26 protein-coding genes and 1 pseudogene are annotated in these 26,507 nt (G+C 29.9%); 9 read left to right on the top strand and 18 right to left on the bottom strand.

What is annotated here, in order from left to right; translation table 11 throughout:
- Window positions 1-308 precede the first annotated feature (308 nt).
- Both AC15TD_RS08775 and AC15TD_RS08780 read left to right on the top strand, forming a co-directional pair.
- Window positions 309-575, top strand: a pseudogene (locus AC15TD_RS08775) (DUF2400 family protein); the annotation flags it as partial.
- Window positions 576-620: 45 nt separating this feature from the next.
- A complete protein-coding gene (locus AC15TD_RS08780) occupies window positions 621-2,105 on the top strand; it encodes a S10 family peptidase (RefSeq protein ID WP_484451766.1) in 1,485 nt (494 codons plus the stop codon).
- Between the two features lie 52 nt (window positions 2,106-2,157).
- On the opposite strand, the gene AC15TD_RS08785 is transcribed toward AC15TD_RS08780, so the two are convergent.
- Entirely contained in the window at window positions 2,158-4,047 is a 1,890-nt protein-coding gene (locus tag AC15TD_RS08785) for a M61 family metallopeptidase (protein WP_484451767.1), read from the bottom strand.
- 85 nt (window positions 4,048-4,132) lie between these two features.
- Here AC15TD_RS08785 and AC15TD_RS08790 point away from each other — a divergent pair, with 85 nt between their 5' ends.
- Genes AC15TD_RS08790 through AC15TD_RS08810 form a run of 5 tightly spaced genes read left to right on the top strand, consistent with a single transcriptional unit; the run spans window position 4,133 to window position 9,370 of the window.
- Window positions 4,133-5,140, top strand: coding sequence for a glycosyltransferase family 2 protein (locus AC15TD_RS08790; protein WP_484451768.1), 1,008 nt, complete (start codon window positions 4,133-4,135; stop codon window positions 5,138-5,140).
- 60 nt (window positions 5,141-5,200) lie between these two features.
- Window positions 5,201-7,123: a BatA domain-containing protein gene (locus AC15TD_RS08795; protein WP_484451769.1), complete on the top strand. Its 1,923-nt coding sequence runs from the start codon at window positions 5,201-5,203 to the stop codon at window positions 7,121-7,123.
- A complete protein-coding gene (locus AC15TD_RS08800; protein ID WP_484451770.1) occupies window positions 7,120-8,373 on the top strand; it encodes a dihydroorotase in 1,254 nt (417 codons plus the stop codon). The genes AC15TD_RS08795 and AC15TD_RS08800 overlap by 4 nt, the downstream gene beginning before the upstream one ends.
- Window positions 8,374-8,377: 4 nt before the next feature.
- Complete coding sequence (locus AC15TD_RS08805; protein ID WP_484451771.1) at window positions 8,378-8,710, top strand: magnetosome magnetite crystal formation protein family; 333 nt, start codon at window positions 8,378-8,380, stop codon at window positions 8,708-8,710.
- The gene (locus tag AC15TD_RS08810) at window positions 8,711-9,370 is read left to right on the top strand and encodes an alpha/beta hydrolase (protein WP_484451772.1); all 660 of its coding nucleotides are present in this window, start codon (window positions 8,711-8,713) and stop codon (window positions 9,368-9,370) included.
- A gap of 247 nt (window positions 9,371-9,617) precedes the next feature.
- Here AC15TD_RS08810 and AC15TD_RS08815 read toward each other — a convergent pair whose 3' ends face one another.
- The 15 genes from AC15TD_RS08815 to AC15TD_RS08885 all read right to left on the bottom strand — a co-directional run bounded on the left by AC15TD_RS08815 (window position 9,618) and on the right by AC15TD_RS08885 (window position 22,903).
- A complete protein-coding gene (locus tag AC15TD_RS08815) occupies window positions 9,618-10,322 on the bottom strand; it encodes a response regulator transcription factor (protein ID WP_484451773.1) in 705 nt (234 codons plus the stop codon).
- Between the two features lie 2 nt (window positions 10,323-10,324).
- Window positions 10,325-11,896 carry a sensor histidine kinase gene (locus AC15TD_RS08820; protein ID WP_484451774.1) on the bottom strand — a complete coding sequence of 524 codons (1,572 nt, stop codon included), beginning with the start codon at window positions 11,894-11,896 and terminating at the stop codon, window positions 10,325-10,327.
- Between the two features lie 80 nt (window positions 11,897-11,976).
- Window positions 11,977-12,561, bottom strand: coding sequence for a dephospho-CoA kinase (gene coaE, locus AC15TD_RS08825; RefSeq protein WP_484451775.1), 585 nt, complete (start codon window positions 12,559-12,561; stop codon window positions 11,977-11,979).
- 46 nt (window positions 12,562-12,607) lie between these two features.
- The gene (locus tag AC15TD_RS08830) at window positions 12,608-13,414 is read right to left on the bottom strand and encodes a YbbR-like domain-containing protein (protein WP_484451776.1); all 807 of its coding nucleotides are present in this window, start codon (window positions 13,412-13,414) and stop codon (window positions 12,608-12,610) included.
- Window positions 13,415-13,569: 155 nt separating this feature from the next.
- Entirely contained in the window at window positions 13,570-14,577 is a 1,008-nt protein-coding gene (locus tag AC15TD_RS08835; protein WP_484451777.1) for a glycosyltransferase family 2 protein, read from the bottom strand.
- Between the two features lie 76 nt (window positions 14,578-14,653).
- A complete protein-coding gene (locus tag AC15TD_RS08840; protein ID WP_484451778.1) occupies window positions 14,654-15,469 on the bottom strand; it encodes an enoyl-ACP reductase FabI in 816 nt (271 codons plus the stop codon).
- A 49-nt stretch (window positions 15,470-15,518) separates the two neighbouring features.
- On the bottom strand, window positions 15,519-17,171 hold the full coding sequence (gene recN, locus AC15TD_RS08845; RefSeq protein WP_484451779.1) for a DNA repair protein RecN: 1,653 nt from the start codon (window positions 17,169-17,171) through the stop codon (window positions 15,519-15,521).
- A 60-nt stretch (window positions 17,172-17,231) separates the two neighbouring features.
- On the bottom strand, window positions 17,232-18,119 hold the full coding sequence (gene porD, locus AC15TD_RS08850; protein WP_484451780.1) for a type IX secretion system protein PorD: 888 nt from the start codon (window positions 18,117-18,119) through the stop codon (window positions 17,232-17,234).
- Window positions 18,112-19,323 (bottom strand): bifunctional phosphopantothenoylcysteine decarboxylase/phosphopantothenate--cysteine ligase CoaBC, encoded by a 1,212-nt coding sequence (gene coaBC / locus AC15TD_RS08855; RefSeq protein WP_484451781.1) that lies wholly within the window; start codon window positions 19,321-19,323, stop codon window positions 18,112-18,114. The genes porD and coaBC overlap by 8 nt, the downstream gene beginning before the upstream one ends.
- Before the next feature lie 7 nt (window positions 19,324-19,330).
- Window positions 19,331-19,660, bottom strand: coding sequence for a DNA-directed RNA polymerase subunit omega (locus AC15TD_RS08860; RefSeq protein ID WP_484451809.1), 330 nt, complete (start codon window positions 19,658-19,660; stop codon window positions 19,331-19,333).
- A 5-nt stretch (window positions 19,661-19,665) separates the two neighbouring features.
- Window positions 19,666-20,472, bottom strand: a complete 807-nt coding sequence (locus tag AC15TD_RS08865) for an outer membrane protein assembly factor BamD (protein ID WP_484451782.1) — start codon at window positions 20,470-20,472, stop codon at window positions 19,666-19,668.
- 109 nt (window positions 20,473-20,581) lie between these two features.
- Window positions 20,582-20,920: a hypothetical protein gene (locus AC15TD_RS08870; protein WP_484451783.1), complete on the bottom strand. Its 339-nt coding sequence runs from the start codon at window positions 20,918-20,920 to the stop codon at window positions 20,582-20,584.
- A complete protein-coding gene (locus AC15TD_RS08875; protein ID WP_484451784.1) occupies window positions 20,904-21,503 on the bottom strand; it encodes a potassium channel family protein in 600 nt (199 codons plus the stop codon). Before AC15TD_RS08875 ends, AC15TD_RS08870 begins: the two co-directional genes overlap by 17 nt.
- 4 nt (window positions 21,504-21,507) lie before the next feature.
- Window positions 21,508-22,383: a 4-hydroxy-tetrahydrodipicolinate synthase gene (dapA, locus tag AC15TD_RS08880; protein ID WP_484451785.1), complete on the bottom strand. Its 876-nt coding sequence runs from the start codon at window positions 22,381-22,383 to the stop codon at window positions 21,508-21,510.
- 1 nt (window position 22,384) lies between these two features.
- Window positions 22,385-22,903, bottom strand: a complete 519-nt coding sequence (locus AC15TD_RS08885) for a DUF6913 domain-containing protein (protein WP_484451786.1) — start codon at window positions 22,901-22,903, stop codon at window positions 22,385-22,387.
- Between the two features lie 82 nt (window positions 22,904-22,985).
- On the opposite strand from AC15TD_RS08885, the gene AC15TD_RS08890 reads away from it, so the two are divergent.
- Both AC15TD_RS08890 and AC15TD_RS08895 read left to right on the top strand, forming a co-directional pair.
- Window positions 22,986-23,720, top strand: coding sequence for a 5'-nucleotidase C-terminal domain-containing protein (locus AC15TD_RS08890; RefSeq protein ID WP_484451787.1), 735 nt, complete (start codon window positions 22,986-22,988; stop codon window positions 23,718-23,720).
- A gap of 11 nt (window positions 23,721-23,731) precedes the next feature.
- Window positions 23,732-24,649 carry a bifunctional metallophosphatase/5'-nucleotidase gene (locus AC15TD_RS08895; RefSeq protein ID WP_484451788.1) on the top strand — a complete coding sequence of 306 codons (918 nt, stop codon included), beginning with the start codon at window positions 23,732-23,734 and terminating at the stop codon, window positions 24,647-24,649.
- On the opposite strand, the gene AC15TD_RS08900 is transcribed toward AC15TD_RS08895, so the two are convergent.
- Window positions 24,646-25,395: a hypothetical protein gene (locus AC15TD_RS08900; protein WP_484451789.1), complete on the bottom strand. Its 750-nt coding sequence runs from the start codon at window positions 25,393-25,395 to the stop codon at window positions 24,646-24,648. The genes AC15TD_RS08895 and AC15TD_RS08900 overlap by 4 nt on opposite strands.
- 381 nt (window positions 25,396-25,776) lie before the next feature.
- Entirely contained in the window at window positions 25,777-26,478 is a 702-nt protein-coding gene (locus tag AC15TD_RS08905; RefSeq protein WP_484451790.1) for a hypothetical protein, read from the bottom strand.
- Between the last annotated feature and the right edge of the window lie 29 nt (window positions 26,479-26,507).

Raw genomic sequence — 26,507 nt, forward strand, 5'->3', positions numbered from 1 at the left:
GATTCTGAAGGAACCGTAGTACTTGACAGAAATCTGACTGGAGGAACTGAACCTGACACTATTGGAGGTGTTACCTCTGCGGGAGAACCAGGTAATTGGACTGTAACAATTACAGTTACTTCATTTAATGGAGACGGAAGTTATTCTTTAAGTGCTGGCAACTAAACTAAAAGCAGTTGATAAATAAATAATTTAAGAGGCTGTCAGTAATTCGACAGCCTTTTTTTTACGAAAATTACACCCACACAACTAATTAAGTCACATCAGATATAGTATGATGTAATCAAATATATGCAGCCATATTTATACGAATAAACATGATGTTGAGATGGTTTGTACGCAAAGACAATACGGGCGTGGATTTTGGTATTTGGGAAAGCCTCTCACCTTCTTAACTCTCTTGTCCAATAGAGATGTATTCTGGCGTTTCCAGAAAAATAGGTCTTTTAAAACGCAAACAAAATGATGCAAAAGCCGCATTAGAATTGGATACTGCTTTGAGAAAACTTGATACTAAAGATCCTGTTAAATACGATTTTGTTTTATTTGGACTTGGAGTTTTTGAAGGATTTTAATATTTGTTTTCCTTATATTTAAATAATAATTTTTAAATCGAGCATATGAAAACATATCTATCACTTTTATTAACCATATCCATTTCTACTGTATTTTCTCAAAATATTAAAATACCGATTGATACAACAGTCGTCACCTCACATAATTCAACCATTAATAATGAATTAATCTCATATAAGGCTACTGCAGGTACACAACCTGTCTGGAATAAAAAAGGAGAACCTATTGCAACATTATTCTACACGTATTATGAGCGAACTAAAACGGATAAAAAAAACAGGCCTCTCATTTTTTCATTTAATGGCGGACCGGGTTCTGCGTCTGTATGGATGCATATTGCTTATACAGGTCCTAAAATTTTAATTATTGACGATGAAGGTTACCCTATACAACCTTATGGCGTAAAAGACAACCCAAACTCGATATTAGATGTTGCTGATATTGTTTATATCAACCCAGTCAATACTGGTTATTCAAGAATGGTTCCTAATAAAGAAGGAAAATTACCTAAAAGAGACACCTTTTTTGGTATTAATGCCGATATTAAATATTTAGCCGAATGGATGAATACCTTCCTTTCAAGAATAAACCGATGGGAATCTCCTAAATATATTATTGGTGAGAGTTATGGTGGCACACGCGTTATGGGTTTAGCTAAGGAGTTACAAAATCAACAATGGATGTATTTAAATGGCGTTATAATGGTTTCTCCTGCCGACTATAAACTTTACAGTACGGATCAACCCGTTTATTCGGCTTTAAATTTACCTTATTATACAGCATCCGCATGGTATCATAAAATGTTACCTAACGAATTACAAAGTAAAGATTTGCTGGATATTCTTCCAGAAGCTGAAGATTACGCGATTAATAAGCTAATGCCTGCATTAGCAAAAGGCGGGTTTATTTCTGACAAAGAAAAACAAGATGTAGCTGATAACATTAGTTTTTATAGCGGTTTAAGTAAAGATGTGATCTTGCAAAACAATTTAAATGTGTCCACCAATTTTTTCTGGAAAGATTTATTAAGAGATGAAACAGGACAAACGATAGGGCGCTTAGATTCTCGATATTTAGGTATTGATAAAACCGAATCTGGTGATAGCCCCGATTATAATGCTGAATTAAGTTCGTGGTTACATTCCTTCACACCTGCAATAAATTTTTATTTGAGAGAACAGTTAAAATTCAAAACTGATATAAAATATAATATGTTTGGAGATGTACATCCTTGGGATAATGAAAAGGATAATACTAGAGAAGGTTTAAGGCAAGCAATGGCTCAAAACCCCTATTTAAAAGTGCTGATTCAATCAGGTTATTATGATGGGGCAACCACTTATTTTGGGGCTAAATATACAATGCATCAGGTTGATCCAAGTGGAAAAATGAAAGATCGTTTTAGCTTTAAAGGCTATAGAAGTGGTCATATGATGTATTTACGTCAAGAAGATTTAAAATTAGCGAACGACGATTTACGAGACTTTATAATAAACACGTCGTACAAAGGAAAGTCGGCAAAATATTAAATAAAAAACCAGACTAAAAAGTCTGGTTTTTTTATTATGAAGTGAATTATAATTATCCTTTTAACCATGCTTCTCTCAATTTGACTTGAGTTTCAGTTGCATCTACTTTAGGCATTAATCCTTCCCCAATAGTATAAGGTTGCGTTGTTGTTGTTTTAATAACAATTTCTTCTCCATCTCTTTCAAGCTTCACCTCTACTTCCATGCCTGGTCTCCAACCAAAAACTTTAACTAAAACTTGATTTGCGTTTTTAAGTGTTACTTCTGTTCCATCAACCGATTTTATAATATCATTAGGTTTTGCACCCTGTTCCGCCCAGAAACTGTTTTCTAAAACACTGTCTGTAAAAAAGATACCTCTATTTGGATCGCCACTCACAATTGGAGCTCCATTCATTAAAATATAGTTGGTTTCAATTTTGCCTTTTGATAATTCTAAACCTACTTTATCAAAAAATTTGTTGTAATCAATCGGAACATCACCAATAACATGTGTTTTAAAGAAATCACCTAGAGACGGATAAGTCATAGCAGTAATTTCATCTATAAGTTTATCATCTTCAAATGGTTTATTTTTTCCGTATTTAGTTATTAATTCTTTCATAAGCGACAAAATTCCTCTTTGTCCATTACTTCCTTCTCGCATTAAAATATCAACACACATGCCGATTAAAGCTCCCTTTTGATACACATTATAATATTGATCTTTATATGGTTCCTTTAAAACATTCTCACTCATAATAGTGAAACTCATAGCATCATTCATTCGCTTAGATGTTTGAATTTTACTCATCATTTTATTATAGAACTCATTTTCTATAATTAACCCTTGATTAATTTGAAATAAATTAGCAAAGTATTCTGTTACACCTTCATACATCCATAAATGTTTTGAAAATGTTGGGTTGTTATAATCAAAATAGTGAACATCTTCCGAATGCACCGATAAGGGACTTACTATATGAAAAAATTCATGAGAAACCGTTTCAATAAGACTTTCTTCCATGGCCTGGTTAGGTATAGATTCTGGCATTACCACCACGGTTGATGTATGATGCTCTAATGCTCCAAAACCTTTTGGCGAATCTGCTTTTCCTTCTGATAAATACAAAAAGATGTCGTATCTAGGCGTGCTATTAATATCTCCCAAAAATGCTTTTTGTGCCTTCATCATTTTATACATAGCATCTTTTAATGACGCAGCTGAATGCGTTTTATTCGGAGAATACACACTTAATACTACTTTAATACCTCCAACTTCAAACTCTTCAACACTTAATTCTCCGTACATCATTGGGTTATCTGTAATCTCAAAATATCTTGAAGCAAAATAACTCGTAGTGATGGTCTTACCATCGTCACTAACTTTATTACCCACATTTTGTAATGCTGATGATCTCACAAAATTTGCCGGTGCAGTAACATCTACTTTATATTGGTTATTTTTTAAAGCGTCAAAATACCCAATAAAACCATGAAGGTTTAATACATAATTAGTTGATTCAATATTGGTCCCTGCTGGAGAAAAGGGATGTTCTTTGCCAATTCCGCCTTCAGATTCCATATCAAACGTATCATTAACATAGTACGTAATGTAATCTAAATTAGTAGCATTATTAATGACCCATGTATTAGTGTCAGTTTTATTAAAAGCTAACTCATTACCTTTATAATCAATAGCTTTAAAATCATCAACATATTTACCAAAATTACTGATTGAATATGTCCCCTGAATAACTTTTGGCAATTGGTAGGTTACTGTTTCAGTAGTAAAACGCCCAGGATTTATAATAACCGGCGCTTTATCATCCTGTATATCCGATATATTGATTGATGTTTCAATAGGCAAGCTAGTTGCTAAATCATTTCCAGTTGTTTTTGTTGAGCTACAACTTGCAAATAACATGACTGCAAAAAAAGCAGACAATATTTTAATTTTCATATTAATGGTTTTTATTATTTTTTTAGACGTGTAAAATACTGCTATGTTACTCCTTATTTTCTTAATGTTTTGTTAAATTCGTAGCATGCAAAAACCCTTGATAAGCATTTTAACACCTTTTAAAAATACAGAGTTGTTTTTAGAGGAATGTATAACATCAATAATCCAACAAACTTATACTAATTGGGAATTATTAATTATTGATGATCATTCTAATGACAATAGCCATAACATAGTTACTAAATTTGCTAAAAAAGACTCTAGAATAAAACTTTTTAAAAATTCTGGAAGTGGACTTATTGATGCCTTAAAGCTTGCTTTTTCTAAAAGTACTGGCGAATTAATTACGCGAATGGATAGTGATGATATTATGCTTCCGCGCAAATTAGAAGTACTATCAAATAACCTGATAAAGTATGGTAAAAAACATTTGGCCATTGGCTTGGTAAAGTATTTTGCTAAAGATGGTATAAAATCAGGTTTTAAAAACTATGAAAATTGGCTAAATACCTTAACTAAGTTAGGAACAAATTATAATGAGATTTATAAAGAATGTGTTATCCCATCTCCTTGTTGGATGATTTACAAGGATGATTTAATAGCTTGTGATGCTTTTAACCCCAATATATACCCCGAAGATTATGACTTAACCTTTCGGTTTTATAAAAAAAATTATAAGTGTATTCCCTGTCAAGATATTTTACATAACTGGCGTGATTATAGTACACGCACTTCGAGAACGCATGAGCATTATGCCGAAAATCATTTTGTACCCTTAAAAATAAATCACTTTTTGGATATTGATTATGATAACCATAAAACGTTAACCGTTTGGGGCGCAGGAACAAAAGGAAAAATAGTTGCTAAAACACTCATTCATAAAAATATTGATTTTGAATGGATTTGTGATAACCCTAAAAAAATTGGAAAAGCTATTTATGGAAAAACCTTAAAGAATTTTAAAGCTCTAGATCAAATTAAAAACCCACAAAGTATTATTACTGTTGCTAATCAAACCGCTCAAAAAGAAATAAGAGCCTATTTACATGGCTTAAATTTAAACCCTAAAAAGGACTATGTGTTTTTTTGTTAATTATAATAATTAGAAGCATAAGTCAATTTCATTTTCTATATTTGAACAATCTAAATAGAAATGCAGTTTAAACACCCCGAACTTCTTTACGCTTTATTTTTACTGCTAATACCTATTATTGTTCATTTATTTCAGTTTAGAAAATTTCAAAAAGAAGCTTTTACTAATGTTGCTTTTTTAAAACAAGTTACCTTACAAACCCGGAAAAGTTCTCAACTTAAAAAATGGGTAGCATTAATTACTAGATTATTGCTTTTAGCTGCTATTATTTTTGCTTTTGCCCAACCTTTTTTTACTAAATCAGATTTAGAAAACTCAAAAAAAGAAACAGTCATTTATTTAGATAATTCCTTTAGCATGCAAGCTAAAGGAAATCAAGGAGAACTTTTAAAACGTGCTGTTCAAGACCTTATAAGTAACATCCCTGAAGACGAAAACATTTCTTTACTAACTAATGACGCCACTTATAAAAATACGACTATAAAGTCTATTAAAAACGATTTATTAAATCTTGGATATTCATCGAAATCATTATCTTATGATGCCGCACTGTTAAAAAGTAAAAAGCTGTTTAAGTTGTCAAATACAGTAAAAGACCTAGTTTTTATTTCAGATTTTCAACAAAGCAACACTCCTTTTAACCCGACGATTGATTCAGTTTTTAAAATTCATGCGGTAAAATTAAACCCAGTTAATTCTAATAATACCTCTATTGATTCTGCATATATTTCAAATATATCTAGCAGTGCTATAGATTTAAAAGTGATCATAAAAAACTCTGGTGAATTGATTGATAATTTGCCTATTTCATTATTTAATGCTACACAATTAATAGCAAAAACTTCTATCTCTGTGAACAAGAAGGCTGAAGCCTCTTTTTCAATACCCATAAATGAAACTATTAATGGAAAAATAACAATTGAAGACACTCATTTACAATATGATAACAGTCTGTTTTTTAACATCAATAAAACACCTAAAATAAATGTTCTAACAATAAATAACGAAGATGATTCTTTTTTGAAGCGATTATATAATGAGAACGAATTTAATTATACATCTACTCTTTTAAATCAATTAGATTACAATATTGTAAACGAACAAAATTTAATTGTTTTGAATGAGTTGGAAACAATTCCTGCTAGTTTATTAAGCGTTTTAAAATCTTTTACTATGCAAGGTGGCAACATTATTATTATTCCTTCAAGTACCATTAATGTTCCGTCATATAATTCATTTTTAAATAACTACAACACTGCTTTTATTTCCCTTATTGAGTCTGAAAAACTAATAACGACTATAAACTATTCAAACCCATTATATATAAATGATGTTTTTGAAAAACGAGTCAGCAATTTCCAGTACCCAAAAGTAAATAATTTTTATACTGTCTCAGGAAATTTAAGTTCCCAAATCCTACAATATGAAGATGGAAAACCTTTTTTGTATGAGAGCAATCGGGTGTATATTTTTACAGCCCCATTAAATACAAAAAATTCTAATTTTAAAAACTCACCCCTTATAGTCCCAACACTTTACAACATTGCAAAATTTAGTTTTAAAATCCCTGAACTATATTATACAATTGGTAATGAAAACTCTTTTGATATTTCTATAAATTTACATCAGGATGATATATTATCTCTTTTTAACGACGATGTTAACTTAATTCCAAAACAACAGTATTACAATAACAAAGTGGTTATAACTACTAACGAGGAACCATCTTTATCGAATATCTATACTGTAAAGGATAAAAATGAAAGCATTATAAATGTAAGTTACAATTACAACAGAAAAGAAAGTGATTTAGTGTATCAAAATCTATCAAATTTTAATTACATAACAGTAAGCAACTCCGTCGCTGACATTTTCAATACGTTAAAAAGTGAAACAAAAGTTAATGAGCTATGGAAATGGTTTGTTATTTTTGCATTAGCGTTCTTGATTATTGAAATGCTCATATTAAAATACCTTAAATGAACATACTTATAAAATCAGCTAGAATAATAGACTCTAAAAGTGAATTTCATAACACAGTTCAAGATATATTGATTGAAAAAGGAGTTATTTTACAAATTGGCTTAAACTTAAAAAATCCAAAAAAGTATCAAGAAATCACTTTTGATAATTTACATATTTCGCAAGGTTGGTTTGATAGTGGCGTTTGTTTTGGCGAACCTGGATTTGAAGAACGTGAAACTATCAAAAACGGACTTAAAACAGCGGCTGCTTCTGGATTTACAACTGTAGCCATGAATGCCAACACCAATCCTGTTATAGATTGTAATTCAGATATTACATTTGTAAATTCAAAAGGTGAAGGTCATGCTGTAAAACTTTTACCCATTGGCGCCTTAACAAAAGATGGTAACGGTAAAGATTTAGCTGAATTATATGATATGAAAAGTGCTGGTGCAGTTGCCTTTTACGATTATAAAAAGCCTATTTCAAATCCTAACTTAATGAAATTAGCTTTGCAATACACAGGTAATTTTAATGGTTTAGTATGCTCTTTCCCAATAGATAAAGAAATTTCGGGCTTTGGCGTTATGAATGAAAATATTACCAGTACATCTTTAGGTTTAAAAGGCATTCCAAACCTATCAGAAGACTTACAAGTGTCTCGAGATTTATTTTTATTAGAATACACGAACGGAAAACTTCATATCCCTACTATTTCTACAGCCGGTGCAGTTTCATTAATAAGGGAAGCTAAAAAGAAAAAGTTAGATGTAAGTTGTAGCGTTGCCATTCATAATTTATTTTTTACTGATGACATTTTAGCAGAATTTAATACGACATACAAAGTATTACCTCCACTGCGCACTCAACATGATGTTGACGCCTTATTAGAAGGTGTTAAAGATGGCACTATAGATATGGTTACAACAGACCATAACCCCTTGGATATTGAACATAAGAAAATAGAATTCGACCATGCTGCTTACGGAACCATTGGTTTAGAAAGTGCTTTTGGTGCTTTACAAACATTATTTAGCTTAAAAAAAACAGTAGACCTTTTAACTAAAGGGAAATCAAGATTTGGTTTAGAATCATCACCTATAAATATTGGTAATAAATTAAATATCACACTATTTAATCCTGATACTAAATATACTTTTTCTTCTAATAACATTTTAACTAAATCAAAAAATGCTATTTTTGAAAATCAGGATTTGAAGGGAAAAGTCTACGGAATTATTTCTAATAACAAAATAGCTCTAAACTAATTATATGGCAAATAAAGGTGCTGAAGAAGAAAAAGGTTTAGCAATTATTAGCTATCTATCTATTGTAGGTACTATTATTGCTTATTTTTTGAATAATGACAAAAGAAACAAATTAGCTTCTTTCCATATAAGACAATCTCTAGGTTTGTGGTTAATGTTTCCTATATTAGGATTTATAACCAGTTATTTTGATAGTTGGCTCGCAACCTTTGGATTTTATATGTTTTTTGGTGTGTTATGGATTTATGGTTTTATAAACGCCATTGCAGGTAAAGAACAAGAAGTTCCTTTAGTAGGTGGCTTTTTTCAAAAATTATTTGCTACTATAGGACAATAAATGATAAACAATTCTCTTTCATTACAACATATTATTAGAACATCTTCTTTATCAGAAAATGCGCCTTTATTGATTATGCTTCACGGTTATGGCAGCGATGAAAATGATTTGTTTTCGTTTGCAAATGAATTACCCGAAGAACTATTTATTATATCTGTCAGAGCTCCCTATGAATTACAGCCTTATGGACATGCCTGGTATGCCATCAATTTTGATGCAGTGCAAGGAAAATGGAGTGATAATGAACAAGCTATAGAATCAAGAGATTTAATTGCTAAATTTATCGATGAAGCAACATCAACTTATGCTGTAGATAAAAACAATGTGACACTTTTAGGCTTTAGCCAAGGTACCATATTAAGTTATGCTGTGGCTTTAACCTATCCTGAAAAAGTAAAAAATATTATTGCGTTAAGTGGTTATATTAATAAAGATATTTTGCCAAAGAACTTTGAAACGAAAGCGTATTCAAATTTAGAATTTTACTGTTCGCATGGTAGTGTAGACCAAGTTATCCCTGTAGATTGGGCAAGACAAACGGCACCCTTTTTAACTCGTTTAAACATTAAGCACCAATATTCAGAGTTTCCTGTTGGTCATGGCGTAGCTCCTCAAAATTTTTATGAACTTAAAGATTGGCTGTTACAGAGACTTAGATAATTTCAATGCGTCTCCATTTGGGAAATAAATGTATTCTGATAAAATCCCAAGCGATGACAATAAATGAAAAATAATATGCTGTTGGACTTTTATCTGATTATCATAGAGCTATAAAAAAAATGATTTTTATAATATTGAGTAAAATCAAACTCAAAAAATATAAGAATAATGTCTTAATTATGTTCTCAAAATAATGCATAAAAAAACCAGCTACAAAGCTGGCTTTTTATTACTCCTTTATAAAATTTTAGCTATTAACCACTAATCTAAAACCTTCACCATGAATGTTAAGTATTTCTACTTTCGGGTCCAATTTTAAATACTTACGTAATTTAGCAATGTAAACATCCATACTTCTTGAAGTGAAATAGTTATCATCTCTCCATATTTTAGTAAGTGCTAGTTGACGTGGCATTAAATCATTTTCATGCAAAGCCAATAACCTAAGTAACTCATTTTCCTTTGGAGACAATTTTATAGGATCCCCACCTTTAAAACGCAAGAAACGAAGTTTTGAATTTAAATCAAAATCTCCTATCTTAAATTCAAATTGTTTACTATCAGAAATTGTTTCTGTCGCTTTACGCTGCATGATTGCTTTAATTTTCATAAGCAACACTTCACTATCAAAAGGTTTATTTAGATAATCATCTGCGCCTACTTTATACCCCTTTAAAACATCTTCTTTCATGGTTTTAGCGGTTAAAAAAACAATAGGCACTTCTTTGTTTTTTTCTCTTATTTCTTTAGCTAATGTAAACCCATCTTTATATGGCATCATGACATCTAAAATACATAAGTCAAAATCGTCCTTCTTAAATTTTTCAAAACCTTCCATACCATTTTTTGCATGAACAACATCATAATCATTCATAATTAAATAATCTTTAAGAATGGTTCCAAAATTAGGATCGTCTTCTACTAGTAAAATTTTCTTGTTTATTTCTTCCATAATTATGTTATTAGTGGAAGCTTTATAATAAAAATGCTTCCTTTATCTTTTTCACTTTCTACTGTTATATGACCTTGATGGTCTTCTACTATTCGTTTCACATACGCAAGCCCAAGACCATGACCTTTTACGTTATGTATATTTCCAGTGTGTTCTCTGTAAAATTTTTCAAACACTCGTTTTTGTGCGGCCTTACTCATACCGCTACCGTGATCTTTAATTTTTAATATAATATTTGTTCCAATATTTTCTGTAGAAACCTCAATTTCTGGGGCATTCGGAGAATATTTAATAGCATTATCTAAAATATTAACTATCACATTTGTAAAATGTGTTTCATTAGCCAGAATTGACGATTTATCTGCTTCTAAAAACGTTTTTATATAGCCTTGTCTATCTTCAACTATAAGTTCTACATGCGTTAAGGCATCATTAATTATGTCGTGTAACTTAACTCTATCCTTACTTATATTAAGTTCGTTTCTTTCAAGTTTAGAAATTCTTAATACATTTTCAACCTGTGCATGCATTCGCTTATTCTCTTCCTTAATCATATTAAGATAGCGAATTACTTTTTCTTTATCATCAATAATTTTTGGATTCTTTATTGAGTCTAGTGCTAAATTTATGGTTGCTATGGGCGTTTTAAATTCATGCGTCATATTATTTATAAAATCTGTTTTTATTTGAGAGATTTTACGTTGTTTAACTAACTGATACAGAGCACTAGAATACGCTATAATAATGATTAATGTAAAAATTATTGATAACAAAATCATACCAATTATAGATGATAAAATAAATTTTCTATCATCCGGAAAACTTACAAGAAGTTTATAATTACTTTGATTATTTTCATCATAAAAAATAGGAACTTTATAAGTAGACTCTAATATTTTTTCAAAACCATCACTACGGACCTTTGTTGCTAAATCATTTCCATATATAGCAAATTCATAATCAATATCTATGTGGTCTTCTTTTAATTTTTTTGAAAGTAACTCAGAAATATGTTCCTTTGAAACTCGCTGATAGACGGGAATCGTTTTTGCATAGGCCTTAAAGTTTTTTTCAAAATAATTTCTTTCAGCGTCTAATAATCTTCCACTATTAACAATATTTACAATAGGTGATTTTTTTAAATCTTTCTCAGAAATATCTTCATTTTTATAAACTTCAAGGTTTGAACTCCCAAGGATGTTTTTGATATTAATACTATCTAAACCAATGTCAAAGAGCGATGAAGATAATTTATAGTTCTCTTCTAAAACTCCACTTTTATATATTAATGTTTCTTTTGTATTATTATTCTGCTGATATATAAATAATTGAGATACTGCTACTGAATCAACTTCTTTACTATTTACTAAATTTTGATACCTCTCAAAATAAGTATTTAATTCTTTTTTTTCAATAGCATTAGACACATAACTCAATGTTTTTTTTACATTAAACTCGAAACGTTCCTTCTCATTCTTAACAGAATCATTAATGTAATATGCCTGAACAAAAATGATTCCTATAAGAGACATACTCATTAACAGAACTAATAGGACGAAAATTCTTTTGCTCATTGTTCAAAATTAACATTTTAACATTTAGGGTTCTTACCTTTTAACCTTACCTTAACAAAAATGTTAAAATTTAAGAATTATTATATGGAATCAATAATTTGCTGGTGTATTTTAGCCACTTGATCTTTGGTTTTTTCAATGTCCGAATTAATGATAATGAAGTTAGAAAGTTTTATTTTTTCTTCATCACTCCATTGATTTTTCATAATAGCCTCTATCTTTTTTTTAGTTGTTGTATCACGTTTTAAAAGGCGTTTTATTTTTAATTCTTTTGGAGCAGTTACTGTAATAACAAAATCACAGTGTTTATAGAGCTCTTCTTCAAATAAAATAGCGGATTCTTTTATTACATATAATCCATTTTGCTTTTGTATCCATTTATTAAAATGCCTAGCCACTCTAGGATGTATAATCGCATTCATTTTATCTAGAACAGTCTCATCATTAAAAATAACATTTGCTATGAAAGGCTTGTTTAACTGATTGTTTACATAAGCTTTATTGCCAAACAATTCAATAAGTTTTCTTTTAATAACTTTTGAAGTAGCCATTAACTTTTTTGCTTCTTGATCTGCAATATATATGGGAACACCAAGTTGATTAAACATTTTAGCTACTGTAGTTTTCCCACTTCCAATACCACCCGTAAGTCCAACTATTTTCATATGCCTATGTTGATTCGAATGTGATTAATTTTTAATCTTGGATGTTTCATTGTGCTATGATAAATTCAATATGCTGCTGATTAATTTTAGCACTTTTTACTTTGTTAGTTACTTTATCCAGCTTAGGTAGCAACAAGGTTTGATTGTCATTAATATTATTATAATCACAAACAACTTTAAAATCTTTAGCAGAAATATCATTAAAATTTTTCAAGTTTGTATAATAAATAACTTTAATAGATTTTGGAAAATATTTAACTTTCAAATCTTCTGGAACATTTACTAAGTCTACAGGAACTTTTATGCTTCCTTCTGTAAATTTTTCAACCGTTGCTTTTAAACTCACCTCATTATTAGAAAAAAATAAATCGCTATTATTTTTAGGTAATTCTAATTTAATAGTTTTTGATATACTCGATTTAACATTTTCAAAAATAATTTTTTCAGTTTGAATGGAGTTAATTCTATAAACCAAATCATGAGGCCCTATTACAAGAATTGAATCTGGAACAACTTCAAACACTTTAAACGCATCATAGCCTGGACTAAAATTAATATTCGCATTCGCTATAACGGGAATCTTTTTTATCAAATTAACATCATACCTAAAATACAATTCATCTGGACTTACGTTAATCAATTCAACTTGACTTCCAAATTCTGATTTGCTTTTTAAAAATATTTTAGACTTATTTAAAATATAATATGAATCCTTTTTCACGACATCTTTCATGAAATCAACTTTAATTTCTGGATTTGTAAAATAGAATTTAAGCCAATTAAAGCCAATTGTTTTTAATGTTATATCAAGTTTAGCACTTGTATCATTTAAAATAACATATTCTTTTGGCACATTTACCTTCTTGACGTTAAAAACTAAAGTATTTGTATATACTTTAGATAATTTCGAAAAAATTAAAATTAGAAAGGCCATCAATAAGAATAAAAAGAATACGTTTATTCTTTTATTCTTAATACTTTTTATAATATTTGATTTTATCTTTTTTATCATTTTAGTTTATAAAATAAATCGGGGAATACCATTTCCGGTCTTTCTTTATGAAATTTTAATAATAATGTAGACCTAAAAAAACCATAACCATACCCAAAAAATTGAACTAAAATAGCCATTAATGAAAGCAATGAGACACTAAGGCTTTTAGTCGAAATTAGCGCTATAACAAAGGCAACAATAAAATACAAAATATACATGAACAAAAGCCATTTAACATTAATAAAAAATAATCCAATAGCTACTAATAAACCTAAACAGAATAAAGTAGGAAACCAATAGGTTACTTTTTGGGTGCTAGGATGCCATTTATTTAATATAGGTCTAACCATTCCAAATTTATAAACCTGTTTATAAAATTTCTTCCAAGAAATTCGTCGTTTATGAAACACATAGGCTTCTGGTATTAACTTTGTTCTATAGCCTAAATTCCAAAGGCGAATTGATAAATCTGGATCTTCCCCAGGATGAATCGTTCCAAAACCTTTTGAGTCTTCAAACGCTTTTTTTGAAATTCCCATATTAAAACTTCTAGGTTGAAACTTGCCAATGCTATTTTTTTTTCCACGAATACCACCTGTAGTAATAAATGAGGTCATTGAAAAATTAATGGCTTTTTGAAGACTTGTAAATGATTCGTGCGCTGCATCAGGACCACCAAAACAATCTACATAGTCCGTTTTTAACCCTTTGATAACTTCGTCTAGATAATGAGAAGGCAATATACAATCTGAATCTAAAATGATGAAATAATTACCCTTGGCATGGTTCATTCCAAAATTTCTAGAATCACCCGGGCCTGAGTTTTCTTTAAAAAAATAAGAGATATTCAGTTTTGAATTAAAACTTTCAGACACTTCTTTCGAAGATATCGTTGAGCCATCTTCAACAATTACAATTTCATAATCATTATTGGTTTCCAACGCAACAAAACTTTGTAAAAGCTCTTGTATTTCATCAGGACGATTATAAACAGGTATTATAAATGAAAACTGTAATTGCATAACACAAATGTAACCAATCAAATCAAAAAAGCCACCGTTTTACAGGTGGCTAATATATCTTATTTTAATAAAAAAATTATTCTTTCATAAAAGTATCCATAACTGCATCACTTACCCCCATGTTACTAAAACCCCCATCATTATACAAGTTTTGTAATGTTACCCGTTTCGTTAAATCACTAAACATACTAACTGTATAATTAGCGCAATCTAGCGCCGTCGCATTACCAAGTGGAGACATTTTATCAGCATAAGCAATAAAACCATCAAAGCCTTTTACACCACTTCCTGCGGTTGTTGGTGTTGGTGATTGAGAAATTGTATTCACACGAACTTTTTTATCTCTACCAAAGAAATATCCAAAACTACGAGCTATACTTTCTAAATATGCTTTATTATCAGCCATATCATTATAATCAGGAAACACGCGTTGCGCTGCCATATAACTTAAAGCAACAATACTTCCCCATTCATTCATAGCATCGGCCTTGTAAAGCGTTTGCATTACTTTATGAAAAGACATTGCAGAAACATCGGTTCCTTTTTGTGTCCATTCATAATTTTGATCTGTATAGTGTTTTCCTTTTCTAACATTGATAGACATACCAATAGAATGTAATACAAAATCAATTTTCCCTCCTAGAATCTCCATCGATTTAGCTACTAAATTTTCTAAATCTTCTAAAGATGTTGCATCGGCAGGAATAATTTGAGAACCTGTTTTTTTGGCTAGCTCATTTATTTGTCCCATACGCATGGCCACCGGAGCATTTGACAACACAAATTGTCCGCCTTCTTCATGAACACGTTCTGCTGTTTTCCAAGCAATTGAATTAGAGTCCAAAGCTCCAAAAATGATTCCTTTTTTTCCTTTTAGTAAATTGTATGACATACTTTTTAGTTTATATGTTTATTCGTTTAATTAGTGCCCAAATATACAATTAATTCAATAATTCCTTTGCATGTGCAATAGCCGAAGAAGACATTTCAATACCGCCTAACATTTGAGCTATTTCAACAATACGTTCATCATGATTTAATACCATTAAGTTAGTTGCGGTAACATCATTAATATCTTCCTTATATACTTTAAAATGTGTGTGCCCTTTTGCTGCAATTTGAGGCAAATGTGTAATAGAAATAACCTGCATAGCCTTACTCATAAGCAGCATAATATCTCCCATTTTATTTGAAATCTCTCCTGAAACACCGGTATCAATCTCATCAAATATTATAGTTGGCAATTGAATATATTTAGATAGTACAGATTTTATGGCCAACATTATTCTAGATAATTCTCCGCCAGACGCTGCTTTTTTTAATTCGTTAAATTGACCCCCTTTATTTGCTGAGAATAAAAAAGTAAGTTCATCTTTTCCATTAGAATAGTAGGCATCGCTAAAAACACTATTAATTTTAAATTGAGCATTTGGCATTCCTAAACTAATTAAAATAGATTCTAAATGTTCTAGTAATTCCGGAATGGCATTTTCTCTATTGTTATGAATAGCAACTGCAATTTTGTTTAACTGAACGGTTTTAGATTCTATTTCAGCCTCTTTATCTTTAATCGTTTCATCAAGATTCTCGGTAATCGACACTTTTTCTTCTAAATCATTTTTTATTTTTACAAGTTCCGAAACATCACTTGCAGTATGTTTTTGTAATAAATTATTGATACTTAATAATTTTGAATTAACTACCTCTAGTCTATTTGGATCTGCTTCTAATTCATCATTTAAAGTATCAATCTCTCCGAAAATATCATCCACTTCAATTAAACTACTTTCAATTCTAGCATATAAATCAACATATTTTGAGGAAAATCCTTTTAATTTCTGAAAATGGTTCTTTAATTCATTAAGTGATGGTAACACACCTATTTGCTCATCATTTAATAGTTGATAAGATTCCGCTAGTTTTTCCTTTATAGCCTCAACATTACTTAAGGTTTCATATTCTTCTTCAAGTAATTCTATTTCTCCTTCAATAAGTGAAGCCTCATTTAATTCATTTAATAAAAAGGAATTATAATCATGTTCTTTAATAGCGTTTGCCTGAAAACTTAGTAACTCTTTAAGTTCCTTTTGTAAGATCCTATAATCTTTTAATTGAGATTTATACTGTTGAAGATTTTCGTCATTATTAGCCAATGCATCAATGACCTGAAATTGAAATTCATTACTTACAAGTTGTAAAGTTTGATGTTGCGAATGAATATCTATTAAGCGTTCTCCAATAATTTGTAAGCTACTTAAATTAACTGGGGAATCATTTACAAAAGCTCTTGATTTGCCTGATGGTAAAATTTCTCTTCTTATGATAGTTTGGTCCTCATAATCACAATCTTCTGCTTCGAAAAGTGTTTTTAAATGGTAGTTTGACACATCAAAAACTGCTTCAATAATACACTTTTTGGTGTCATCTTTTAAACTGCTTAAATCTGCCCTTTTACCAAGAATAAGAGACAAACCGCCTAATAATATGGATTTCCCTGCTCCTGTTTCACCTGTAATTATTGATAACCCATTGTTGAAATCAACACGTAAATCGTCTATTAGAGCGTAATTATGTATGGATAGTGAAGTTAACAATTTTGAAATCAATTTTAAATTATAAAACTAAAGATAGTTGAGTTTTAATTTTAAAGCAACTTAAAACTTAATATTTCTCCATTTACTGGCATAAGTAGGCGCAACTTTTTGTAAGGTCTCTTTAACACTTGCGATATTTACGCTCGGACCATCACTAAATATCTTTTCAATTTCATCTGATTTAGCATCAAAAAATGTTCTCAATAAGAAGGAATTTGGTCTTCGCGTATTCATAGCTTCAAACTGTTTAAGAGAAGTCGCTATAGTCTCTTTGCCTTGTTTGGCATTTGCGCTCATGATATCTAAACCTTCTCTGTGATAGCTATACATCACATTTCTAAACTCTTTAAACGTTGGAGATAGCAAATTGTCTATTAAAGCGAATCTGCTTTGTAAACCATCTTCTAGTTTCCAGCCTTTATAGTTTTCCTGTTGTGAATAATTAACAATGGTTTGCGCTTGTTTTAAATAAGGATCTCCTCCATTTTTAGAAAACGAATCAGCATCCAAAGCTAAAATCATATAAATATGAAAGGCTATCGTAGATATTAAATTTGATTCGTATTGCGTAGGATTAAAAATAATATTTTGAAATTCTAAATATCTAAACGAAAAATCTTTGTCGTTAACATTATAAATTGGTGTACCGTATGATGACCCATAAACGGGTCTTGAAGATTGCGCTTGAATGGTTCCTTGAAACGCCTCTCCACTATAATCGGTTATTGTAATAACCATGTTACAGTTAATTCGTTCTTGAGGCGCAAAGGTTCTATTAGTCCATGTAGTTTTGTTGACAAACTCAGTTAATTGCCTTTCTAAATTTTTAAATATTGTTAGGTTCTCATTTCCTGTTTGTTGTGCATTTACAACAATACTGCAATTAAGTTCTTGCGAGAATGTGGTAAACCCTAAAGTAAAAAAAAGAATAAATAATATATTACGCATTTACTTGTTTTATAATTTCACTCATTAAATCTTTGGCTACTTCTGTTTTAGATTTTAATTGAAACTCATTTATGGTCCCTTTATTATCGATTAATGTGACTTTATTAGTATCCGATTTAAAACCAGCTCCTTTATCATTTAACGAATTTAAAATAATTAAATTTAAATTCTTAGCTTTTAATTTTCCTTTTGCATTTTCAATTTCATTATCGGTTTCTAATGCAAAACCAACTAAAAATTGTTGTTTTTTAATGGCTCCTAAAGACGCCAAAATATCCTTAGTTTTTTCTAGCTCTAATGTTAACGTTATTTCTTTCTTTTTTATTTTTTGAGTTGCTACTTCTTTTGGTTTGAAATCTGCAACAGCGGCGGAAAGAATAGCTATATCAACCTGACTATAATATTGGTGCGCGGCATTATACATCTCTTCGGCAGATACAACCGGTATAATTTTTATAAAGCTATGCGACACCGTTTCATGAGTTGGCCCAGAAATTAAAATAACCTCAGCACCTAGATTTGCTGCTTCTTTAGCAATTTCAAATCCCATTTTTCCACTTGAATGATTTCCTATAAATCTAACAGGATCGATAGCTTCGTAGGTTGGCCCTGCCGTAATAAGCACCTTCTTTCCTTTTAATGGTAACTTTTGTAAAATATCATCTTCCACAAAGGAAGCAATATCTTCTGGTTCTGCCATTCTGCCTTCTCCAACTAAACCACTTGCTAATTCACCACTTGTAGCGGGAATCATGATGTTCCCGTAGTTTTGCAAAACCTTACAAGATTCAAGTGTGCTAGGATGCTTATACATATCTAAGTCCATCGTAGGTGCAAAATAAACAGGACATTTAGCAGATAGATAGACTGCTAAAAGTAAATTATCGCAAATACCATTCGCCATTTTAGACAATGTATTAGCGGTTGCAGGAGCAATAATTATATAATCTGCCCATAGCCCTAAATCTACATGACTATTCCATACAGCATTATCATCTTCATCTGAAGTAAATGAAGAAAACACCGGGTTTTTTGAAAGTGTTGATAAGGTTAAAGGTGTAATAAAGTCTTTTGAAGCCGGTGTCATCACAACTTTTACATGAGCACCAACTTTCACTAATAACCTAACAAGTGAAGCAATTTTATAAGCGGCTATACCAGCACTAACGCCTAATAGTATATTTTTGCCGCTTAATATTGACATAGTGAAATTATTCCTGAGAATCTTCCTCAGTATTTCTATAATAAACTTTATCTGTTAACCATTCTTGAACAGCTAATGCATGCGGTTTTGGAAGTTTTTCATAAAACTTTGATACCTCAATTTGCTCTTTGTTTTCAAAAATTTCTTCAAGACTATCATTGTAAGTAGCAAATTCTTCTAACTTATCAATAAGCTCTTTTTTAATTTCAGAGTTAATTTGTTCGGCACGTCTAGAAATAATTGAAATAGCTTCGTAGATATTCTCTGTCGGTTCATCAATTTGATTTCTATCATACGTTACTGTATTAACAGGAGCAGTTGTTTTTTTTAAATCTATTTTCATTATATATTCGGTTTATTGCTGTAGTTTTTTAATTCTTCTTCTATTGTACTAACCATATCATTTACCTCCTCCATATATTTTGATTTTGGATAAGCCTTTATAAAAGCTTCTCCTGTTGCTTTTGCAGCATTCAATCTTACCTGCTTTTTCCAAGGTACACTATTAATAGCTAGTTTAAAAGAGGCATCTAATTTATAATATATGGCTTCTTCACGCAATGAAGAGCCTGGAAAATCAAAAATAAAATTATCAAATGACTTTATAGAAGCTTCAAAATCTGAAATCTGATCGTATTGCTTAGCAATACTAAAAGCCTTCTTTTCTAATTTATAGTCTAATTCTTTAATCAATGTATTGGCCTCAGATACATATTCAGAATTTGGATACACATTGATAAACTCTTGAAGTTTTTCTATAGCTGCTTTTGTTTCTGTTTGATCTTTAGTATAGACAGGAGATAACATATAATTACTCTTGGCTGATAAAAAAGATGCTTCTGCCACCTTTTCACTTTTTGGGTAACTCGACGCAAAACGCTCAAACTGATAACCAGAAACATAATAATCTTTCATCTTAAAAAAAGACTGCGAATACAAATACATTAATTTTTCTGCTTGAGGTTTCCCCCTGTAATTGGGTACAATTTGCGCAAAAAGTTTATTTGCTTTTGCATACTTTTCAGCATTGTAAAGCTCTTCTCCTAGCTTAAATTTTGTAGCAATATCTTCAGATTTTAAGGCCTTTTGATACTCGCTGCAAGAACTTAAACTAACTAGTAAAATTAAAATGTATATAAACTTATTCATAAATTGAAAAACAGGATGCAAAATTAAGGTTTTAATATGGATTTTAAAAATATTATTTTAAAGCTAAAGTAAGGCTTGATTTAGAGCATACATTGGGTTTAAGTAATATTTAACTTTTTGAAGATTCAAGGCGATCAAAAAGTTTATAATCCAGAACCATTTTCCCTTTTTCATTGTAGTAGTATGCTTTTGTAAATTTGCAGTCTAAACGAATTTCTTTTAATACATATGAATGCATTTGATGAACTTCCTGATTAAAGGATTCATCATAATAACTAATCATAATTATTAACTCTCCATGCAGGTTACTAATTTCTTGTTTTGAATATTGTAACAACGGACTATTTTTATCAATTTCATGAACAATTGTCCAAGTTGTTGGTAAATAATTAATTGTATCTCCTTCTAAATTGAGTGAGTAATAATTATTCTCATAGATCCCCTTCACTATTTTGCTTTGAAAGTGATAACGTTACAGTGATTTTGGGATTAATCATGGTTGTCTTTCTGTTATTGACAAGTCTAAACATGATCGCTCTAGAATCATTAAAATCTCTTAAAATTAGATTCCTACTAAATCTTATAGCAGCTTTTGGTTTGGAGAAACGACCATAAATTAAACCAGTAACAAAATCGAAAAGCAATAGGCCTAAAAATGCCTCAAAAGACGATACTATACCACTAGCCATTCCTTGAGGTGACATATAGCCATAACCCAAGGTAGTAAATGTTTGAGCAGAAAAGAAAAAAGCATTTAAGAAATTTTCAAAAAGATTGCCTGCACTTGAAGTAATTTGCTCTACGCCTATAAAGAGATATATCAAGGCAAAAAAAGCATTAATAAGAAACCCAACTAAAAAAGTTAATCCAAAAAAAGTAAACCAAGATATGTTTACCAAATAATGGTAAGCTTCTGAAAGTCTGCGTGGTTTATTTAAATATTCTAAATTAAAAGAACCACGAGTATTCATCATGCGCTTAGCATGTTTCGAAGATGTATTACCTAAACCAGGGCCTTTTATTTGTCTCAATAACTTAAAAGTTTGCTACAAAACCTTTAATCTTATCTTTTAATTGGTTAGAAGCTGGTACCAATGGCAATCTAACGGAATCATTACATAAATTTAGAGCTTCAAAAACAGCTTTGATACCTGCTGGATTATTCTCTTCAAAAATATATCCAACAACATCCATTAATTTATAATGAATCTCATATGCCGTCACATCTCCTTTTAATCCTAATCGAATCATATTTGAGAATTCTTTTGGGAACGCTTGTCCAATAACAGAAATCACACCAGCTCCACCGGCCAACACAATTCCAAGGGCTAAATCATCATCACCTGAAATTACAAGAAAGTCTTTTGGCTTGTCTTTTAATAAACTTAAATACTGTGATACATTGTTTCCTGCTTCTTTAACGCCTATTATATTATTAAAATCATTAGCCAATCTTAATGTGGTCTCTGGCTCCATATTTTTTGATGTCCTTCCAGGAACATTGTACAAAATAACATCAATAGGACATGCTTCTGAAACTGCCTTAAAATGTTGATAAAGGCCTTCTTGCGTTGGTTTACTATAATAAGGAGATACCGATAAAATAGCGTCAAAAATACTTAAGTTCATATCTTGAATTTCCTCAATAACTTGAGCCGTATTGTTTCCACCAATACCTAAAACCATGGGTAACCTACCTTTATTAGTTTTTGCAATGGTTGCTATGATATCCTTCTTTTCTTGTTTAGTAATGGTTACACTTTCTCCAGTTGTACCACAAATAACCAAATAATCTATACCATTATCTATATTGTAATTAACAATATTTGATAAAGCTTCATGGTCTACACTTAAGTCTGATTTAAACGGTGTAACTAATGCAACGCCAGTACCAAGAAATTTACTACTCATCTTAAATTTTATTTAATATAGTTAAGTACTTAAAAAGTTCACTTTTAAATACATTGAATTCATTTAAACCCGTTTTTATAATTAAATCATTTAAACGGTCATCAGTTTGAAATATCCCAATTTTAAAAAGAGCTCGAGATTTTGCTGTTATTAATTTAAGTTCTAATTCATCAGTTGTATAATAACTAATTAATGCATCAAATTCAATATCTAAAAATGACTGTAACTCTACATTTTTAATGTTGCCTTTCCATCCAAAATCTTTTTCATTAAAACATACATCCCAAGAGTTTGGGTTGTCCTCATCATTATCTGAATAAGCAATTATTTTTAAATTATTTATGTGAATATTTAAATCTTCAGAAAGCGATCTAAACAATTCAAAATCAGCAACTTCATTAATATGTAAAACAACCCCCAAACTTTTAATCTTACTATCAGTAATGTTTACATCACGAATTGATAATATTTTGTTTAAGTGTTTTTTATTAGATTTTATCTTAAAACCCTTTAAAATCATTTACCTTTATACTTTCGGCAAAGGTAACAAAAGTACATTCAATTATTTCTTTTTATATATGAGGTTTACATATTTAATTTTTTTGTTATTTATTTTTCTTTTTTTAGGTTGTAAGAACGAAAAAAAAAACTTATTTAGAATAGAAGGCAAACAAATAACTATATCAGATAGTCTTAAATACAATCTTGAAATTAATGCCTTTATTAAACCATACAAAGATCACATCACAAAAGATTTAGATAGTGTTTTGGCTTACGCCGTTGATACATATTCTAAAACCGATGGCGATTTTAATACGGCTATAGGTAACTTTATGGCCGATGCAACATATGAACAAGCCAATCCGATTTTTAATTCCAGAACTGGAAAAAATATCGATATGGTTTTATTTAATCATGGTGGAATTCGCTCAATAATCTCAAAAGGTAATATTACTTCCAGAACAGCTTTTGAACTTATGCCTTTTGAAAATAGCTTGGTTGTTGTTGCACTTAAAGGAACGCAAATTGATAGCTTGATTACCTATTTAAGTGAAAGAAAAAAGGCACATCCTTTTTCAAAATTAAAATTAGTAATAGATAATGACCATAATGTTGTTAGCGCATCAATAAAAGAAAAACCTATTGATAAAAATAAAATCTATTATGTTGCAACTAACGATTATTTATATAATGGTGGAGATGGTATGAAATTTTTCAAACCTAATGACAGCGTGTATAATTTAAACTATAAAATAAGAAATCTGCTTATTGATTATTTTAAAAAAGTTGATACTATTAATCCTGTTGCAGACGATCGATTCGTTCAAATTAACTAATTCTATTAAAAATGAAACGTAGAGATTTTATACAACAAACATCTGCAGGAACAGCATTAATTACTTTAGGAAGCATCGGATTATCTTCTTTTACAACCTTAGTTGAATCAAAAAAAATAACCATATTACATACGAATGATGTTCATAGTCATATTGATCCGTTTGGTCCCGAAGATGGAAGAAATTCTAATAAAGGTGGCGTTTCTAGAAGAGCAAGTTTAATTGAATCTATTAGAGCCGAAAATCCTAACACTTTGTTACTAGATGCTGGAGACATCTTCCAAGGTACACCATACTTCAACTACTATGGTGGAGAGCTTGAATTTAAACTTATGAGTATGCTTAAGTATGATGCTGCTACTTTAGGTAATCACGACTTTGATAATGGAGTTAATGGATTATATGCCCAATTACCACATGCCAAATTTGAGTTTATTTCTTCAAACTATGATTTCACAAATACCGTAATGGACACTCATGCTAAAGCATATAAAACATTTAATTTTGACGATATAAAAATTGGAGTTTTTGGTCTTGGTATTGAATTAGAAGGTTTGGTTGACCCATTAAATTATAAAGAAACAAAATACCTAGACCCTGTTGAAATTACTCAAGAAATGACAAGAATTTTAAAAGTTAGGGAGCAATGTGACCTCATTATCTGCCTGTCGCATCTAGGGTATCATTACAAAAATGAACTGAATAAAATTAGTGATCTAAAACTAGCGGCTGCAACAAAAGACATAGACTTAATTATAGGCGGCCATACCCATACGTTTCTTCCAAAACCTACCATTGTAAAAAATTCAGAAGGTGAAAATATACTGGTAAACCAGGTTGGTTGGGCAGGTATAAACTTAGGTAAAATTGATTTTTATTTTGATTCTGATAAAAATAAAGCCGCAAATGGCACTTCAATTATTGTTTAAACTAAAATGTTTTTGGTTGATAGATTTTCGTTTTTATTAATATATAATTTAGGTGTTTTATTATACTCCATAATATAATTAAACAAGAAGAACAAACCTACAACATGCAAAACTCTGTCTAGCATTAAAAAGCTCCAGTGATATATAAAGTACTGACTGACATAATTTAGAATATCACTAAACACAAAACTTAAAGCCATAATTAAAAATAGTATCGATAATTTTGTTTCAGAATTTATATAAACCCCAAAGGCAACAATAACCAAGACTATTAACGAAACACTTTTCATACCAAACAGAAACACCTCTAAACTATCTGGTATTATGCTCTTTAATATCCCATAAACGGTATATAAAAAGTACATATTAATTAAAACCACAACTACTAAATATAGCGATATAAACTTATTAAATTGCTCTAACTTAAATTTAGGTATCATAAAAACTACCAAGCATAAATAACTTAAAAAGTACATAATACTTGAGGCTTTAATAAAGGTCTCATTTGAAAAAAATATAGAAGCTGAATCGCCTAAAAATGAATAAAACAAGAATAGAATAAAAGGAATACTAATTATTTTATTCTTTATAAAAAAGAATATCAGGAAAACTGGTATAAACAAAGGTTTTGTTGATTGTAAAAATAAAGCATCTTCACTAACGGTTCCAATAACGTTTAAAACGATTAAAAAAAATAAAGCTCCAATAAATACTATATTGAAACTAAATTTAAATACACTTTTCATAATAATATAACATAAGCTAGGTTAATCAAATATAATAAAATTTCAATTAACATCGATATAATAAATGTTTTTATCGATGAAATACCTATATTCTTATGTTTGATTTGTTTTATGTAACTTGATTTAGAACCTAATAGCAGAATATTTAATGGAATTTTTCAATTAACTATTCGTGTTTTGCCTCTAAATGACTGGAACAGTTTGAAAAGTAAAAATTATCACTTTTGGAGTTATTGGTGAAACTATTATAATACATGTAACAAGTTTCAATTATGTAAGGAATACTTTTTATATCAGAATTAATAAATTTTACACTTTCAGCAATAATCCTTTTCATATATAGAAAAGATATCCCTTAAATAACTATTTCTAGAAAATAAATTAACTTATAAATTGGTTAACTTCATTTGCAAGCAACGATTGTTTACAATAAAAATAAAAAGCTAAGAGCGTTAATGAGGTTGACAGAAAGTTTAATAAGTTTTGTTCTGCTATATACAAGTAAGCAACTCCAATAACTTCAGAAAAAACTATTGCTAACGAACCTAAAAACAAGAATAAAGATTTCCTGTCTTCTCTATACAAATAATTAAGTAAAGAAGAAGTTAATACTAACAACATAGATATATTATAAGTTATTTCCATAGCATACTCATACGTTAATACCATATAAGGATTTACAATAACTTGTAAAACATATGCTATGTAAATATTTAATGCGAACAATACGAATAAATGTAGTTTGAAATTTTTTATAATATAAGTAAATGAAATAGAATTTAAAATTTTTACTAAAAGTGAGATATAAGCGATAATATATAAACCATTACCTATAAAATAATAATATATATAAGGCATTGAATCCACAATGAAAATCATTAAATCTGATATAGAATAAGAAATTAAAAAAATACTAAAAAATAGATTTGGTTTAGCATTCGTACTAAAATATGCAATAGTAATTACGGGTAATATTAGAGCATCTAAAATATCAGCCCAATATAGGTTACTGGTAAATTGAAAAACAATAAACCCTACGTAAATTAACAACACGAAACCAGCAACTGCTTTTAACCTGTACATGACTACAATTTTATAGTTGATGCACAAAT

The sequence above is a fragment of the Yeosuana sp. genome, from assembly GCF_057126245.1.

What these genes read in the sequence shown, in the direction of transcription:
- AC15TD_RS08785 (WP_484451767.1), bottom strand. Translation starts at nt 4,047, where the DNA reads ATGAAAATTAAAATATTGTCTGCTTTTTTTGCAGTCATGTTATTTGCA.
- dapA (WP_484451785.1), bottom strand. Translation starts at nt 22,383, where the DNA reads ATGAGTAGTAAATTTCTTGGTACTGGCGTTGCATTAGTTACACCGTTT.
- AC15TD_RS08835 (WP_484451777.1), bottom strand. Translation starts at nt 14,577, where the DNA reads ATGCAATTACAGTTTTCATTTATAATACCTGTTTATAATCGTCCTGAT.
- AC15TD_RS08840 (WP_484451778.1), bottom strand. Translation starts at nt 15,469, where the DNA reads ATGTCATACAATTTACTAAAAGGAAAAAAAGGAATCATTTTTGGAGCT.
- coaBC (WP_484451781.1), bottom strand. Translation starts at nt 19,323, where the DNA reads ATGTCAATATTAAGCGGCAAAAATATACTATTAGGCGTTAGTGCTGGT.
- AC15TD_RS08905 (WP_484451790.1), bottom strand. Translation starts at nt 26,478, where the DNA reads ATGTACAGGTTAAAAGCAGTTGCTGGTTTCGTGTTGTTAATTTACGTA.
- AC15TD_RS08800 (WP_484451770.1), top strand. Translation starts at nt 7,120, where the DNA reads ATGAACATACTTATAAAATCAGCTAGAATAATAGACTCTAAAAGTGAA.
- AC15TD_RS08820 (WP_484451774.1), bottom strand. Translation starts at nt 11,896, where the DNA reads ATGAGCAAAAGAATTTTCGTCCTATTAGTTCTGTTAATGAGTATGTCT.
- coaE (WP_484451775.1), bottom strand. Translation starts at nt 12,561, where the DNA reads ATGAAAATAGTTGGACTTACGGGTGGTATTGGAAGTGGGAAAACTACA.
- AC15TD_RS08865 (WP_484451782.1), bottom strand. Translation starts at nt 20,472, where the DNA reads ATGAATAAGTTTATATACATTTTAATTTTACTAGTTAGTTTAAGTTCT.
- porD (WP_484451780.1), bottom strand. Translation starts at nt 18,119, where the DNA reads ATGCGTAATATATTATTTATTCTTTTTTTTACTTTAGGGTTTACCACA.
- AC15TD_RS08895 (WP_484451788.1), top strand. Translation starts at nt 23,732, where the DNA reads ATGAAACGTAGAGATTTTATACAACAAACATCTGCAGGAACAGCATTA.
- AC15TD_RS08795 (WP_484451769.1), top strand. Translation starts at nt 5,201, where the DNA reads ATGCAGTTTAAACACCCCGAACTTCTTTACGCTTTATTTTTACTGCTA.
- AC15TD_RS08815 (WP_484451773.1), bottom strand. Translation starts at nt 10,322, where the DNA reads ATGGAAGAAATAAACAAGAAAATTTTACTAGTAGAAGACGATCCTAAT.
- AC15TD_RS08780 (WP_484451766.1), top strand. Translation starts at nt 621, where the DNA reads ATGAAAACATATCTATCACTTTTATTAACCATATCCATTTCTACTGTA.
- AC15TD_RS08805 (WP_484451771.1), top strand. Translation starts at nt 8,378, where the DNA reads ATGGCAAATAAAGGTGCTGAAGAAGAAAAAGGTTTAGCAATTATTAGC.
- AC15TD_RS08810 (WP_484451772.1), top strand. Translation starts at nt 8,711, where the DNA reads ATGATAAACAATTCTCTTTCATTACAACATATTATTAGAACATCTTCT.
- AC15TD_RS08885 (WP_484451786.1), bottom strand. Translation starts at nt 22,903, where the DNA reads ATGATTTTAAAGGGTTTTAAGATAAAATCTAATAAAAAACACTTAAAC.
- AC15TD_RS08790 (WP_484451768.1), top strand. Translation starts at nt 4,133, where the DNA reads ATGCAAAAACCCTTGATAAGCATTTTAACACCTTTTAAAAATACAGAG.
- AC15TD_RS08900 (WP_484451789.1), bottom strand. Translation starts at nt 25,395, where the DNA reads ATGAAAAGTGTATTTAAATTTAGTTTCAATATAGTATTTATTGGAGCT.